The following is a 14,638-nucleotide window of genomic DNA, read 5'->3' on the forward strand; positions in this document are numbered from 1 at the left end:
GCAACTCCGAGATCACTCTTGCAGGAATGGAGATGTGCGCATGTCCAGGCTGAGACGGGGCATATCTGTTCACCGCTGAAGGGCGGTGCAATGATCGAGATCTGGCCGGGTGATCCCTATCCTCTCGGGGCCACCTACGACGGCGCGGGGACCAACTTCGCGCTTTTCACCGAGGCCGCCGAACGCGTCGAGCTGTGCCTGTTCGACGAGGAGAACCGGGAGACACGAGTCACCTTCACCGAGTGCGAGGGCTTCGTCTGGCACGGCTACCTGCCCGGCGTCGGTCCCGGGCAGCGGTACGGCTATCGCGTGCACGGCCCGTACGACCCGCGGAGGGGACAGCGGTGCAATCCGGCCAAGCTCCTGCTCGACCCGTACGCCAAGGCGATCGAGGGGGACGTGAACTGGGACGAGGCGGTGTACGACTACCGCTTCGGTGATCAGGAGAGCCGTAACGACGCGGACTCGGCCGCGTTCGTACCGCGCTCCATCGTGATCAACCCGTTCTTCGGCTGGGGGCACGACCGGCCGCCGAGCACTCCGTACCACAACACGGTGATCTACGAGGCGCATGTCAAGGGGCTGACGATCAACCACCCGAAGATCCCCGAGCGGATTCGGGGCAGCTACGCGGCGATCGGGCATCCGGAGATCATCGATCACCTGACCGCGCTCGGGGTGACGGCGATCGAGCTCATGCCGGTGCACCAGTTCGTCACCGACCACGTCCTCGTCGAGCGGGGGCTGACGAACTACTGGGGCTACAACAGCATCGGGTTCTTCGCCCCGCACAACGCCTACTCCAGCACCGGGCAGCGCGGCGGGCAGGTGCTGGAGTTCAAGGCCATGGTCAAGGCCCTGCACGAGGCGAACATCGAGGTCATTCTCGACGTGGTCTACAACCACACGGCCGAGGGCAACCACCTGGGCCCGACGCTGAGCATGCGGGGCATCGACAACGCCGACTACTACCGTCTGGTCGACGACGACAGGCGGTACTACCTGGACACCACGGGCACCGGCAACAGCCTGTTCATGCGCTCTCCGCACGTGCTTCAAATGATCATGGATTCGCTCCGCTACTGGGTCATCGAGATGCACGTGGACGGTTTCAGGTTCGACCTGGCCGCGACGCTGGCGCGGGAGTTGCACGAGGTCGACCGGCTGAGCGCCTTCTTCGACCTGGTCCAGCAGGATCCGGTGCTGTCACAGGTCAAACTGATCGCCGAGCCGTGGGACGTCGGCCCCGGCGGCTACCAGGTGGGCAACTTCCCCGCCAGGTGGACCGAGTGGAACGGCATGTACCGTGACACGATCCGTGACCTGTGGCGGGGTGAGCCCGCCTCGCTGCCCGAGTTCGCCTCCAGGCTGACCGGCTCCAGCGACCTCTACCAGGACGACAGCCGCCGCCCCGCCGCCTCCATCAACTTCGTCACCTGCCACGACGGGTTCACCCTGCAGGATCTCGTCTCCTACAACGGCAAGCACAACGAGGCCAACGGTGAGGACAACCGGGACGGCACCGACGACAACCGCTCCTGGAACTGCGGTGAGGAGGGGCCCGCCCCGCTGGCCGTCGAGTCCCTGCGCGAGCAGCAGAAGCGCAACTTCCTGACCACTCTTTTCCTGTCCCAGGGCGTTCCGATGATTTCCCACGGCGACGAGTTGGGCCGCACCCAGCGGGGCAACAACAACGTGTACTGCCAGGACAACGAACTGAGCTGGGTCGACTGGTCCGACGTCAGGGAGAACTGGCTGCTGCTCGATTTCACCCGGCGGCTGGCCAAGCTCCGCGCCGACCACCCGGTCTTCCGGCGGCGCAGGTTCTTCTACGGGCGGCCCGTACGAGGCTCCGAGGAGAACCTCAGCGACATCGCCTGGCTCACTCCGAGAGGGGAGAAGATGACCGATGCCGACTGGAACGTTGGCTACGCCAGGTCGCTGGCCGTCTTCCTGAACGGTGAGGCCATCACCGAGCCCGACCGCAGGGGGCGGCAGATCGTCGACGACTCGTTCCTGCTGCTGTTCAACGCCCACCACGACGTCATCAAGTTCACCCTTCCGAAGGACTACGGTGAGATGTGGCTGACAGAGATCGACACGGCGATGCCGATCACGGTTGACACCCGGCTCTGCCGGGCCGGCGAGAGCGTGCCGGTGGTCGGCCGCTCGGTGAGGGTGTTGCGCCGTGTCTGAGCCCATCACGCACCCCGCCCCCGAGCCCGACCCCGGGCCCGCTCCCCTGGAGCCCGCGCCCAGTGTGGTCCCGCCCGAGCCGGTGCCCACTGTCGTACCGCGAGAGCCGGTGCCCGGTGTGGTCCCGCCGCAGGTCGCCCATGGCGAGGTCCTGCCGGGACCCGGGGCGGCACTGTTCGGCGAGGACGTGCCGGAGCCGGCGGAGCTCCCCGAGGAGGTACCCGAGCCCCCGCCCTCGCCCGGCTCCTACGAGGTGCCGGTCTCGACCTACCGGCTCCAGCTGACCCCCGACTTCGGGTTCGACAAGGTGGCCGAGCTGGCCCCGTACCTGCGGGACCTGGGGGTGAGCCACGTCTACCTGTCGCCGATCCTGCAGGCCGTGCCGGAGTCGCGGCACGGCTACGACGTGACCGACCACTCGCGCGTCCGCGAGGAGTTCGGCGGGGTCGAGGGACTGCGGGCGATGTCGGCGACGCTCGCCCAGCACGGGATCGGCGTCGTCGTCGACATCGTGCCCAACCACATGACGGTCCCGGTGCCGGAGTCGGGCAACGCGCAACTGTGGTCGGTGCTCGCCGAGGGGCGGAAGTCGCCGTACGCGTCCTGGTTCGACATCGACTGGGCCGGTGGCGACGGCAGGGTGAACATGCCGGTGCTCGGCGACTCGGGGGAGGTGGTGGCCGACGGTGACGTGCTGCGCTACCACGACCACGTCTTCCCGCTGCCGGACACCAACTACCGGCTGGTCGACTGGCGGCGCGGGCCCGGCTACCGCCGGTTCTTCGACGTGTCCTCGCTGATCGGGCTGCGGGTGGAGGACCCGGAGGTGTTCGACGCCACGCACGCCGTCATCCTCTCGCTGGTCCGGGAGGGGATCATCCAGGGGCTGCGGGTGGATCACCCCGACGGGCTCGCCGAGCCGCGCGGCTACCTGTCGCGGCTGCGCGCCGCCTCGGGCGTGTGGACCGTGGCGGAGAAGATCCTGATCGGCTCCGAACGGCTGCCCGCGGACTGGGAGTGCGACGGGACCACCGGCTACGAGGTGCTCAACCGGATCACCGGGCTGTTCGTCGACCCGGCGGGAAAAGAGCCGCTGGTGGAGCTGTTCACCCGGCAGACCGGCATGCCCGCCGGCTACGCCGCGGTGGTCCGCGAGTCCAAGGCGGAGGTGCTGAGCCTGTTCTTCGATTCGGAGATCGACAGGTTGCACGCCGTCGTCGGCTCCGACCGCCGGACGCTGGTGGAGCTGCTCGCCGCGATGCCGGTCTACCGGGCCTACGTGGTGCCGGGCGAGCCGGTGCCCGAGATCTCGGCCCAGATCGTCGAGGAGGCCGGACAGGTCGCCGCGGGGCGGCTGCCCGAGGGCGCCCCGGTGGCGGAGGTCGTCCAGCGGGTGCTGGCCGGGCCCGCCGAGGCGGTCGCCCGCTTCCAGCAGACCTGCGGCCCGGTGATGGCCAAGGGAGTGGAGGACACCGCCCTCTACCGCTGGTACCCGCTGTCCTGCCTGAACGAGGTGGGCGGCGAGCCCGACAGGTTCGGTGAGCCGATCGAGGAGTTCCACGCGTTCTGCCGGCGGATGCCGCCGGGCACGATGACGACGCTGTCCACCCACGACACCAAGCGCTCGGAGGACGTGCGGGCCCGGCTGGCCGTGCTGTCCGAGCTTCCGGAGGAGTGGGCGGCGGCGGTCGGCGAGTGGTCCGCCAAGGTCTCCTTCGACCCGGCCCTGGACTACCTGGCCTGGCAGAACCTGATGGCCTCCTGGCCGATCGGCCCCGACAGGTTCTTCGACTACCTGTTCAAGGCGGCCCGCGAGGCCAAGACCTCGATCTCCTGGGCCACCCCCGACCCGGCCTACGAGCGCGGCATCCGCGACTTCGTCACCCGGGCCGTCGAGGAGTGCGGCGCCTCGATCAAGGAGTTCACCGCGCGGATCGAGCCGTACGCCAGGTCCAACTCGCTGGGCCAGAAGCTCGTCCAGCTCATGCTGCCCGGCGTGCCCGACCTCTACTGGGGCAACGAGATCACCGACTTCTCCCTGGTCGACCCGGACAACCGCCGCCCGGTCGACTTCCCGCTGCGCCGCCGGATGCTCTCGGCGGCCCAGGCCCATGCGAGCCAGGCCCACCCGGAGCAGGCACACCCGAGTCCCGCCACCGAGGGCCTGTCATGGGACGAGGCCAAGCTGGCGATCACCAGCCGGGCGCTGGACCTGCGGCGGAGGCTGGACCCCGCGGCACCGTACGTCCCGATCGAGGCCGGAGAGCACGCGATCGCCTTCGCCAGGGGGGAGCGGGCGGTGGCGGTGGCCACCCGGCTGCCGGTCGGCCTGGAGCGGCGCGGCGGCTGGGGGAGCGGCACGCTCACCCTGCCGCACGGTACCTGGCGGGACCTGCTCTCCGGTGCCGAGCACACCGGCAGGATCCCGCTCGCACACCTGCTCTCGGTTCACCCCGTCGCACTCCTGGAAAGGGACTGACCCATGTTCGAGGTCTGGGCGCCACGGGCGACGGCGGTGGACGTGGAGATCGGAGAGGTCCGCCACCCGATGTCGTCCGCGGGCGGCGGCTGGTGGTCCGCGGAGGTGCCCGGTGCCGGGCACGGCACCGACTACCGGTTCCGGCTGGACGGGGGCGAGGCGCTGCCCGATCCCCGTACCCGCTGGCAGCCGGAGGGGATCTTCGGCCCGAGCCGGGTCTACGACCACGACCGCTTCGAGTGGGGAGACGCCCTGTGGCGGGGGCGTGACCTGCCGGGCTCGGTCATCTACGAGCTGCACATCGGCACCTTCACCCCCGAGGGCACCTTCGACGCGGCGATCGGCAGGCTGGAACACCTGGCGGAGCTCGGCGTCGACTTCGTGGAGATCATGCCGGTGCCGCCGGTGCCCGGCGGGCGCAACTGGGGTTACGACGGCGTGGACCTGTGGGCCGTCACCGACAACTACGGCGGCCCTGACGGGCTCAAGCGCCTGGTGGACGCCTGCCACCGGCGCGGGCTCGGGGTGATCCTCGACGTCGTCTACAACCACCTCGGTCCCTCGGGCAACTTCCTCGCCCCCTTCGGCCCCTACTTCCACTCCAGCGCCTCCTCCTTCTGGGGGCAGGCGGTCAACCTGGACGGCCCCGGCTCCGACGAGGTGCGCGCCTACTTCGTCGGCAACGCGACGCAGTGGCTGCGCGACTACCACATCGACGGCCTGCGACTGGACGCCGTGCACGCCCTGCGCGACGACCGGGCCGTCCACCTGCTGGAGGAGATCGCCGCCGAGACGGAGGCGCTGTCGGCGGCCGTGGGCCGGCCGCTGGCCCTCATCGCCGAGTCCGACCTCAACGACCCCCGGCTGATGACCCCCCGCGAGGCCGGGGGGTACGGTCTGGCGGCCGCCTGGAACGACGATGTCCACCACGCCCTGCACGTGGCGGTGAGCGGGGAGCGGCACGGCTACTACGACGACTTCTACGGGGCACTGCCCAAGGTGCTGACCCGCGCCTACTACCACGACGGGACCTACTCGTCCTTCCGGGGGCGGTCCCACGGCCGGTCGGCGGCCCACCTGCCCGGCTACCGCTTCGTCTGCTGCGCGCAGAACCACGACCAGATCGGCAACCGCGCGGAGGGCGACCGGCTGGCGCCCGAGGCGCTCCGGCTGGCCGCCGGGCTCCTGCTGACCTCGCCGTTCACCCCCATGCTGTTCATGGGGGAGGAGTGGGGCGCGCGCACGCCGTTCCTGTTCTTCACCGATCACGTCGAGCCGCACCTGCGCGAGGGCGAGGCCGACCGGCGGCGGCGGGAGTTCGTCGGCTTCGGCTACGACGACTGGGCGGAGAAGGCCCCCGATCCCGGTGAGGAGCTGACCTTCCTGCGTTCCAAGCTCGACTGGAGCGAGCTGGACGACGACGCCCACCGGGCCCATCTCGACTGGTACCGGGCCCTGATCGCGCTGCGCCGGGCACACCCCGAGCTGACGGACCCGAGACTGGATCGGGTCCGGGTCGACCACGGCGAGTCCTGGCTGGTCGTCCACCGGGGAGGGCTCAGGGTGGCGGCCAACCTCGGTCCGGTCCCGCTCACCGTTAGGCTCGGGCCAGGACGGTCCGCGCCCGGCCACATCATGCTCGCCTCGGACCCGTCGGCGACGGTGCGGGGAGAGGAGCTGTCCCTGCCCGCCCGCTCCCTCGCGGTGGTGAGACTCTGAACCCGCCCGGCTGACCGCCGCGTGGCCACAGGCTCAGGCGGTCACCTGACGCCCCGCCTGCCGGTAGGCCACGGGGTGGTGGGCCGGCAACCGCATCTTGTGCCGGGTGTGGGAGGACACCAGGTCCCGGGGTCGCCGGTCGCTCCCCAGCAGCGCGCGGAGCCGGAGGTGGGCGAAGATCCGCTCCATGATGGCCGTGCCGTCCGCCCGGCCGTTCACGCCGCGGCCGGGGTGAGGATGTCGGACAGGCGGCGCAGACCGCGGGCGGTACGGGCCTTGACCGTGCCGAGCGGGACGCTCAGCCTCTCGGCGATCTCCCGCTGGGTCAGGTCGCCGTAGTAGGCCAGTTCGATCGCCTGGCGCTGTGACTCGGGCAGCTTGGCCAGCGCCCGGCGCACCTGGTCGCGCTCGGCCATGCCGTCGCCGTCGACCCTGCCGTCGTCGCCGACCGGATCCGCCACCACGTCCAGCGGCACCGTCCGCAGGGTGCGCGTCCGAAGCTGGTCGACCGCACGCTTGTGCGCGATGCCGAGCATCCAGGCGGGGAGGCTGCGGGCCGGGTCGAAGCGGTGCCGTGACCGCCAGACCTCGGCGAACACGATCTGCTGAAGGTCCTCGATCTCCTGCTGCGGTACGAATCGCCGCAGGTAGGAGCGGATGAGGGAGCCGTGGGCGTTGAAGCACTCGGCCAGGGCCGCATCGTCGCCCTCGGCGAACCGGATGTTCAGGGTGTCCGTCATGACGCCTCCGCTCACCGAGAAAACTTATTCAAAACCTATTCATACCCGGCCGGTCGACGTGATCGCAAGCAGGGCACGGCGGCACGCCGGTCAACGGGAGGGAGCGGGGCGAGCTGGGGGGACTCAGGCCAGGGCGGCGAGGACGCGGGTGAGCGCGTCCTGGAACGACGTGACGTGGGGGACCGACACCGGCAGCCCCTCCCACCAGCCCATACCGCCCGCGACGACCAGGCTCGGCGGGCGGAGCACGGGCAGCGACGCGAGCGGGGCGGGGTCACCGGTGGTGGGCAGCTGGGACCAGACGAAGACCACCGAGGGGCCCAGCCGGCGCATCGCGTCCGCCAGCGCCGGGTACGGGGTCCTGGCGCCCAGCACCCGGGTCTCCACCTGGTGGTCGGTGGCCAGCGTGGCGGCCAGTGCGTAGATCGGCAGGCTGTGCTGCTCGTCCTCGGCGCAGGCGAGCAGCACGGGGCGGGTGTTGACCGGCTGGGCGGGGCGTGTGGTGAGCCGGATCAGCGCCGCCAGCAGCCGGTCGGAGAACAGGTGCTCGATCTCGACGCTCGCGCCGCTCTCGGCCTGGCGGTCGCAGATCGTCTCGAAGACCGGCAGCACCAGTCGCTCCCAGGTCCACGGCACGCCGTGCCTGGCCAGCGACGCCTCTATCCAGTCGTGGACGGTTCGGCTGTCCAGCGTCATCGCCGCCCGCGCCAGCATCGCCGCCGTGGGGATGCCGGGCCGCTCCGCCACGGGGAAGGAGGGGATCTCCTCGGTGGCCACCTCCGGAGCCGCCGGGGGGACGGTCTCGATCCTCAGGACCTCCCGTGCCGCGTCGGAGGGGGGCACCCCGCTCCTGATGAGCCGGTTCATCTCCTCCAGGCGCCACAGGTCGCGGGTGTCGTAGCGTCGATGCCCCCCGGGGCTCCGGCGGCTCGGGCCCACGCCGTAGCGTAGGTTCCAGGTCCGCAGCGTGGGGGCGGGCACGCCGAGGCGTCGTGAGACGGCGCCGATGCCGTATCCCGGCTCCTCATCAGCGGTCACCTGTCGCTGCTTTTCCATCTCATCCCATTTCAGGCCCGCTACCGCCGTACCAGCGTGACAGGCGACACGAGCGGTCGCTCCCTGGACATTCCTTCGAGTTCCGAACCCCCGGCGGATGCAACCGGCGGAGCGTGACCCGGCGAAAGGAAAACGTGGCCGATACTGTGATCGTTTTGTTCAGCCGTGACCTCCGGGTGCACGACCACCCGGCGCTCGCCGCTGCGTGCGAGCGCGCACGTCATGTCATACCACTCTTCGTCATCGACCCCGACATACCCGCCGGCAACCGCCTGGGATTTCTCGCCGAATGCCTCGCCGACCTGCGCGGATCGCTCCGTGAGCGGGGTGGTGAGCTGGTCGTGCGCAGGGGTGATCCGGTCGCGGAGACGATGCGCCTGGCGGGGGAGTCGGGGGCCGGGGCGGTCCACGCCGCCATGGACGTCAGCGCCCTCGCGCACCGCAGGCAACGGCGCCTGGCGGCGGAGTGCGAGCGCGCGGGGGTGGAGTTCCGCACCTTCCCCGGCCTGACGATCGTGCCGCCGGACGCGCTCAGGCCGTCGGGCGGCGGTGACCACTACCGGGTCTTCACCCCCTACTGGCGGGCCTGGAGCCGGCGACCACGCAGGGAGGTGCTCAAGGCACCCGGCATGGTCAGTGTCCCCCGGGCACTGAGCCCCGGCCGGCTACCCGAGCCCGGACACAAGACGTACGAGCTGTTCAGGGGTGGTGAGACGGTCGGGCGCCGGAGGATGGAGCAGTGGTTGAGACACTGCGTGGACGACTACGCCGACGGCCACGACGACATGGCGGGCAACCGCACCTCCAGGCTCAGCCCCTACCTGCGCTTCGGCTGCGTCTCGCCGCTGGAGCTGGAGTCGCTGGCCAGGGAGGCCGGGGACACCGGCGAGTTCGTCAGGCAGCTGTGCTGGCGGGACTTCTTCCACCAGGTGACACGGGCCTTCCCGCGGATCAACCGGGACGACTACCGCCCGCGCGGGCACGAGTGGCGCGACGACGACCACGCGGCGCAGGCGTGGAAGGAGGGCATGACCGGAATCCCCATCGTGGACGCCGGGATCCGGCAGATGCTCGCCGAGGGCTGGATGCACAACCGGGCCCGCCTGATCGTGGGCTCGTTCCTCGTCAGGCGGCTGCGGGTCGACTGGCGGGTCGGGGCCGACCACTTCTTCGAGCGGCTGCTCGACGGCGATGTGGCCAACAACTACGGCAACTGGCAGTGGGTCGCGGGAACCGGCAACGACACCCGGCCCAACCGGCCCGTCAACCACATCCGGCAGGCCAAGAGGTACGACCCGGACGGCGAGTACGTCCGCCGCTACGTCCCCGAGCTCGCCGCCCTGCCGAAGCGGGTTGTCCACGAGCCGTGGAAACTGCCCTCGGGCGTCCCCGGCTATCCCGCGCCGCTCGTCTCCGTGGACTGAGGTGAGTGCTCCGGTGCCGAAAACCCCGCCGGTGGGCGGCCTTTCTGGCCGGAAAGGCCGCCCACCGGCGGGGTTACGGGGATGTTCTCAGTGCCGGTGGTTGTGACCGGCATGGTCGTGGCCCACGTGGTCGTCCTCGTCCTCGTCCTCGTCCGAGGGGCCGTCGGAGGGCTCGACGCCCAGCACGGCCTCGCGGGGCTCGATCTGCTCGACGTGCTCGATCAACCCCAGGACGTGGTCCGGCTCGATCAGCCACTGCAGCGCCGTGGCGCCGGTCTCGTCGGCCGAGACCAGTTCGGCCTGCTCCTTGCGCTCGTCGTCGTCCAGGTCGGCGTCAGGGTGGTTGATCTCCTTCAACGCGGCGGCCTGCAGGGAGGCGATGTCCTGCACCTCCACGGTCAGCTCAACAGTCAGACGCAGATAGCGTTCAGTGCCCGATTCATCACTCATGGTGGAAATCCTAGTGCCTGGTGTGGGTCGGACAGGGCCTGGGGCCTGTCCGTTGGATCTTTTGCCCGCTGCTCCTCGCCGTAAGATCCGCGGGACGGGGCTAGGGGAGCTTCCACTCCACCGGGGTCGCGCCCTGCTGCTGGAGAAGCTCGTTCGTCTTGCTGAACGGGCGGGAGCCGAAGAAGCCGCTGCGGGCCGACAGGGGGCTGGGGTGGGCCGACTCGATGGCCGGGATCTTGCCGAGCATCGGGCGCAGGTTGCGGGCGTCGCGCCCCCACAGGATCGCCACCATCGGCTGCTCGCGTGCGACGAGGGCCTTGATGGCCTGCTCGGTGACCTCCTCCCAGCCCTTGCCCCGGTGCGAGGCGGGCTTGCCCGGCATGACGGTGAGCACCCGGTTGAGCAGGAGCACGCCCTGTTCGGTCCAGGGGGTCAGGTCGCCGTTGCTCGGCATCGGCAGCCCGAGATCCTCGGTGAGCTCCTTGTAGATGTTGCGCAGGCTGGCCGGGATCGGGCGTACGTCCGCGGCGACGGAGAAGCTCAGACCGATGGGATGACCTGGCGTGGGATACGGATCCTGTCCCACGATCAGCACCTTGACCTGGTCAAAGGGCTGCTGGAAGGCGCGGAGCACGTTGGCCCCGGACGGAAGGTACTGCCTGCCCTCCGCCACTTCCCTCCGGAGGAACTCGCCCATCTCGGCGATCTTCTCGGCAGCGGGTTCCAGGGCCTTGGCCCACCCGGCTTCCACGACTTCGTTCAAGGGACGTGCGGCCATGTGCAGGACCCTATCGATGTTTTAGGCCCGGTACGGCGTGTGCCGGAAATCAGCGCGCGCCGCACCGGGCCTGCCTCTGTCTCTACTTCACCGAGCCGGCCATCATCCCTTGGACGAAATACCTCTGGAAGGCGAAAAAGAGGATCAATGGGATGATCAGCGACAGGAAAGCACCTGGCGCAAGAATGTCCACGTTGGTCCCGAATTGCCGCATCTGGGATTGCAGGGCCTTGGTCATCGGCTGGTTCTCGGTGTTGGCGAAGACCAGGGCGACGAGCAGGTCGTTCCAGACCCAGAGGAACTGGAAGATGCCGAGCGAGGCGACCGCGGGCTTGGCCAGCGGGAACACCACGGTCGAGAAGATCTTCCACTCGCCGGCGCCGTCCATCCGCGCCGCCTCGAGCAGCGAGCGGGGGATGCCCGCGAAGAAGTTGCGGAGCAGGAAGATGGCGAACGGAAGCCCGAAGGCGACGTGGAAGAGCACCACGCCCGCGATGGAGCCGAAGATGCCGACCGTGCCGTAGAGCTTCGCGATCGGGATCAGCGCGATCTGGATCGGCACCACCAGCAGGCCGACCACCACAAGGAAGAGCGCGTCCCTGCCGGGGAACTCCATCCAGGCGAACGCGTACGCAGCCATGGCCGCGATGCCGATCACCAGGAGTGTCGCGGGCACCGTGATGAACACGGTGTTCCAGAACGACGCGGTGAACCCGCTCGCCAGCAGGTCGGAGTAGCTCTTGAGGGTGAACTCGGCGGGTTTGACCAGGGCGGTCCACCAGCCGGTGGAGTTGTTGGCCGTCTCCTCGCGGAGCGAGACCACGAACAGCCCGAGGGTCGGGACCAGCCAGAAGATGCCGATCAGCACCAGCACCGCCTGGACCAGGCCGCCGCCGATCCGGTCGACGACGCGGCCCGCCACGCTGCGCGGTGGAGCGCCGAGGGTGGTGGAGGTGGTCACTGGTTGTCCCTCCTGAACCGGCGGATGTTGAGAATCATGAAGGGCAGCACGAGGACCAGCAGGAAGATGGAGAGCGCGCTGCCCAGCCCCTGGTTGCCTCCGCCGCCGAAGGAGACGCGCCACATCTCCAGCGCGATCACGTTGGCCTGCGGCTGCACCGATCCCGGCGCGATGACGAAGACCAGGTCGAAGACCTTCAACGTGTTGATGATCATCGTGACGAACACGACGAGCAGCACCGGGGCGAGCAGCGGGACAGTGATCTTGCGGAACACCTGCCACTCGGTGGCGCCGTCGATGCGGGCCGCCTCGAGCGCGTCGCGCGGGATGGCCGACAGGCCGGCCGCGATCAGCACCATGGAGAACCCGGCCCACACCCAGACGAACGCCCCGATGATCGCCGGGGTGATCAGGGTCGGTCCCAGCCAGGGGATCCCGTTGAAGGCCGCCTGGAAGTTCGACTGCGGCAGCCGCACCTGGTAGTCGCCGGGAGCGAGGCCGGTGAAGCGGAAGGTGCCGTCGGCCTCGGTGCGGGCGGTGGCCTTGACGGCGCCGTCCCGTACCGCCTCCACGGTCACCCCGACCAGCCCCTTCTCCGTCGGATCCACCTGGTTGACCGCTCCGCCGCCGCCCTGGGTGAAGTCCACCCACACCGTCCCGGCCAGCTCGCCGGGACCCGGCTGGGCCGCCTTCGCCGGCGCGGCCGAGGCGAGGGAGTCCGGCTTCACACCGACCAGCGGGACGAGCACCGCCTGCCCGGGGGCGGCGGGCCCCCTGCTCACCACCGCGCCCTGCGCGGCGATGACCGGTGCCTGGTCGTTCTCCCTGGGACGGGCGTCCGGGTAGCCCTGGCCGGAGCCGAAGAGGCCGGTCACCGAGGTGATCACGGCGTTGGCCACGCCCCGGTCGGGGGCCTGCTCGTACACCAGGCGGAAGATGACGCCGGAGGCCATCAGGGAGACGGCCATCGGCATGAACACGATCAGTTTGAAAGCCGTGGCCCAGCGGATCCGCTCGGTGAGCACCGCGAAGATCAGGCCCATCACGGTGACCAGGAGCGGGGCCACCACCACCCAGATCAGGTTGTTCCTGATCGTGACCAGGGTGGCGGAGTCGCTGAAGATCGTGGCGTAGTTCCCCGCGCCGACGAAACCGTCGCCGTTGGCGTCGTAGAGGCTGCGGAAGATCGAGTAGATGATCGGGTAGATCACCATCACGCCGAGCAGGAGCGCCCCCGGCAGCAGGAACCAGATCGCCATGCTCGGCGGCGGTCCCAGCCGGGTGGCCCTCTTCGCCTCCACCGGCGCGGTGCCCCCGGCGGGGGCGGCGGGCGGGGGGGTGCGGACCTCGGTGCCGGCGTCGGGCGCCGGTCGTCGGGTGTCGTCCGGTCCGGGGGAGGACCCGCCGGCGGTGTCGCCGTGCGGGCCCTGCGGGCCGTTTAACCGGTTGGTCACGGCCGCTCTCCCTTACTTCCAGGCCTTCTTGGCCTCGGCCTCAAGCTTGGTCTGGATGCCCTTGACGTCCGAGGGGTCGCGGACGAAGTCCTGCAGGAGCTTCCACTGACCCTTGCCGTCCGTGCCGCCGAAGGCGCTCGGCGCCAGGTCGGACATGTCATAGCGGACCGCGTCGCCGGCGGAGATGATCGTCTGGGCGAGCTGCTTGGTCAGCTCGGCGGGGTAGTTGTCGGGCGAGACGTTGCGGTTGGGCGAGAGGTATCCGGGAAGCTTCGCCCAGATCTCGCCGCCCTCGACGGAGGCGAGGAACTCCAGCAGGGCCATCGCGCCCTCGGAGTCCTTCAGCGCCACCGCGATGTCGCCACCCAGCACGACCGGCTCGGTGTCACCGGCCTTCGGGAACGGGAAGTACTTGGCCTCCTCGCCCAGCTTGGCGCCCGACTCCTCGGCGGTGGTGCCCACGAAGTCGGCCTCGATGACCATGGCGGACTTGTCCTGGCCGTAGACCTGGGTCACGCAGGTCGGGAAGTCGGTCTGCAGGGCGCCGGAGGAGCCGCCGAGCAGGAACTCCTTCTTGCCGGCGAGCTGCCCGATCTTCTCCAGCGCGACTGTCACGCTGGGGTCGGTCCACGGGATCTCGTGGTTGGAGAGCTTGGTGTAGTTCTCCGGGCCCGCGCTGGACAGGTAGACGTTCTCGAACAGGTCGGTCAGCGTCCAGCCGGAGGCGCCGCAGAGGGAGAACGGCGGGGTGCCGGAGTCGGCGATCGTCTGGGCGGTCTTGATCAGGTCGTCCCAGGTGGCCGGGGGCTGCGCCCCCGCGTCCTGGAACGCCTTGTCGCGGTACCAGATGAGCGACTTGTGAGCCGCCTTCACCAGCACGCCGTAGGACTGGCCGCCCGCGGAGCCGAGCTCCTTCCAGTACGGGGTGTAGTTGTCGTCGATCTGCTTCAGGACCCCGGCGCTGAGCGGCTTGAGCGCCTTCTGGTCCGCGTACTGCTTGACCAGGCCCGGCTGGGGCAGGATCGCGATGTCCGGCGGGTTGCCGCCCTGGATGCGGGGACCGAGGTAGGCGCCGGTGTCCTCACCGGTGGAGGCATAGGTGACCTTGGCGCCGGTCTTCGCCTCGAACGCCTTGAGCACTTCCTGGAAGTTGGCCTGCTCGGGGCCGGTCCACTTGGCGGCGACCTCGATGGACACTCCTTCGAGGGTCTTGGCGGCGGGCGCGGAGGCGGACGCGCCACCGCTCCCGGCCGGTGCCGGAGTGGCCGACTCGCCGCTGCACGCCGCGAGTGCCAGGGCGAGCCCCGCCGTGGTCACCGCTGCAATGGTTCTACGCATGCTGAACAGATCTCCTGAATGGGATGGGGGGATACGTGGGGAC

The 14,638-nt window shown here is 69.9% G+C and carries 12 protein-coding genes; 4 read left to right on the top strand and 8 right to left on the bottom strand.

Annotation, left to right across the window (positions count from 1 at the left end):
- Window positions 1-90 precede the first annotated feature (90 nt).
- From glgX to treZ, 3 genes are read left to right on the top strand one after another with little or no spacing between them, the layout of a single operon-like run.
- Window positions 91-2,196: a glycogen debranching protein GlgX gene (gene glgX, locus ACQP0P_RS10360; protein ID WP_433374097.1), complete on the top strand. Its 2,106-nt coding sequence runs from the start codon at window positions 91-93 to the stop codon at window positions 2,194-2,196.
- Complete coding sequence (treY, locus tag ACQP0P_RS10365) at window positions 2,189-4,675, top strand: malto-oligosyltrehalose synthase (protein WP_433374100.1); 2,487 nt, start codon at window positions 2,189-2,191, stop codon at window positions 4,673-4,675. The genes glgX and treY overlap by 8 nt, the downstream gene beginning before the upstream one ends.
- 3 nt (window positions 4,676-4,678) lie before the next feature.
- Complete coding sequence (treZ, locus tag ACQP0P_RS10370) at window positions 4,679-6,394, top strand: malto-oligosyltrehalose trehalohydrolase (RefSeq protein WP_433374102.1); 1,716 nt, start codon at window positions 4,679-4,681, stop codon at window positions 6,392-6,394.
- A gap of 33 nt (window positions 6,395-6,427) precedes the next feature.
- Here the strand turns inward: treZ and ACQP0P_RS10375 are convergent, their stop codons facing one another.
- The 3 genes from ACQP0P_RS10375 to ACQP0P_RS10385 form a co-directional block, all read right to left on the bottom strand.
- Complete coding sequence (locus ACQP0P_RS10375; protein WP_433374105.1) at window positions 6,428-6,613, bottom strand: hypothetical protein; 186 nt, start codon at window positions 6,611-6,613, stop codon at window positions 6,428-6,430.
- A complete protein-coding gene (locus tag ACQP0P_RS10380; protein ID WP_433374108.1) occupies window positions 6,610-7,134 on the bottom strand; it encodes an RNA polymerase sigma factor in 525 nt (174 codons plus the stop codon). The genes ACQP0P_RS10375 and ACQP0P_RS10380 overlap by 4 nt, the downstream gene beginning before the upstream one ends.
- Before the next feature lie 123 nt (window positions 7,135-7,257).
- Window positions 7,258-8,172, bottom strand: a complete 915-nt coding sequence (locus tag ACQP0P_RS10385; protein WP_433374110.1) for a MerR family transcriptional regulator — start codon at window positions 8,170-8,172, stop codon at window positions 7,258-7,260.
- 152 nt (window positions 8,173-8,324) lie between these two features.
- Here ACQP0P_RS10385 and ACQP0P_RS10390 point away from each other — a divergent pair, with 152 nt between their 5' ends.
- Window positions 8,325-9,614: a cryptochrome/photolyase family protein gene (locus ACQP0P_RS10390; RefSeq protein ID WP_433374113.1), complete on the top strand. Its 1,290-nt coding sequence runs from the start codon at window positions 8,325-8,327 to the stop codon at window positions 9,612-9,614.
- A gap of 87 nt (window positions 9,615-9,701) precedes the next feature.
- Here the strand turns inward: ACQP0P_RS10390 and ACQP0P_RS10395 are convergent, their stop codons facing one another.
- The 5 genes from ACQP0P_RS10395 to ACQP0P_RS10415 form a co-directional block, all read right to left on the bottom strand.
- Window positions 9,702-10,064, bottom strand: a complete 363-nt coding sequence (locus ACQP0P_RS10395; RefSeq protein ID WP_433374115.1) for a hypothetical protein — start codon at window positions 10,062-10,064, stop codon at window positions 9,702-9,704.
- 100 nt (window positions 10,065-10,164) lie between these two features.
- Complete coding sequence (locus ACQP0P_RS10400; protein WP_350924588.1) at window positions 10,165-10,842, bottom strand: uracil-DNA glycosylase; 678 nt, start codon at window positions 10,840-10,842, stop codon at window positions 10,165-10,167.
- Window positions 10,843-10,924: 82 nt separating this feature from the next.
- Window positions 10,925-11,803: a carbohydrate ABC transporter permease gene (locus ACQP0P_RS10405; protein WP_433374118.1), complete on the bottom strand. Its 879-nt coding sequence runs from the start codon at window positions 11,801-11,803 to the stop codon at window positions 10,925-10,927.
- Window positions 11,800-13,257, bottom strand: a complete 1,458-nt coding sequence (locus ACQP0P_RS10410; RefSeq protein WP_433374121.1) for an ABC transporter permease subunit — start codon at window positions 13,255-13,257, stop codon at window positions 11,800-11,802. Before ACQP0P_RS10410 ends, ACQP0P_RS10405 begins: the two co-directional genes overlap by 4 nt.
- Window positions 13,258-13,269: 12 nt before the next feature.
- On the bottom strand, window positions 13,270-14,595 hold the full coding sequence (locus tag ACQP0P_RS10415) for an ABC transporter substrate-binding protein (protein WP_433374123.1): 1,326 nt from the start codon (window positions 14,593-14,595) through the stop codon (window positions 13,270-13,272).
- Window positions 14,596-14,638: the final 43 nt, after the last annotated feature.

This window comes from Streptosporangium sp. CA-115845, from assembly GCF_050943795.1.
Classification (GTDB): domain Bacteria; phylum Actinomycetota; class Actinomycetes; order Streptosporangiales; family Streptosporangiaceae; genus Streptosporangium.

Bases quoted from the DNA above. Each gene is read 5' to 3' on its own strand.
- treZ (WP_433374102.1), top strand. From the start codon at position 4,679: ATGTTCGAGGTCTGGGCGCCACGGGCGACGGCGGTGGACGTGGAGATC.
- ACQP0P_RS10395 (WP_433374115.1), bottom strand. From the start codon at position 10,064: ATGAGTGATGAATCGGGCACTGAACGCTATCTGCGTCTGACTGTTGAG.
- glgX (WP_433374097.1), top strand. From the start codon at position 91: ATGATCGAGATCTGGCCGGGTGATCCCTATCCTCTCGGGGCCACCTAC.
- ACQP0P_RS10415 (WP_433374123.1), bottom strand. From the start codon at position 14,595: ATGCGTAGAACCATTGCAGCGGTGACCACGGCGGGGCTCGCCCTGGCA.
- ACQP0P_RS10380 (WP_433374108.1), bottom strand. From the start codon at position 7,134: ATGACGGACACCCTGAACATCCGGTTCGCCGAGGGCGACGATGCGGCC.
- ACQP0P_RS10400 (WP_350924588.1), bottom strand. From the start codon at position 10,842: ATGGCCGCACGTCCCTTGAACGAAGTCGTGGAAGCCGGGTGGGCCAAG.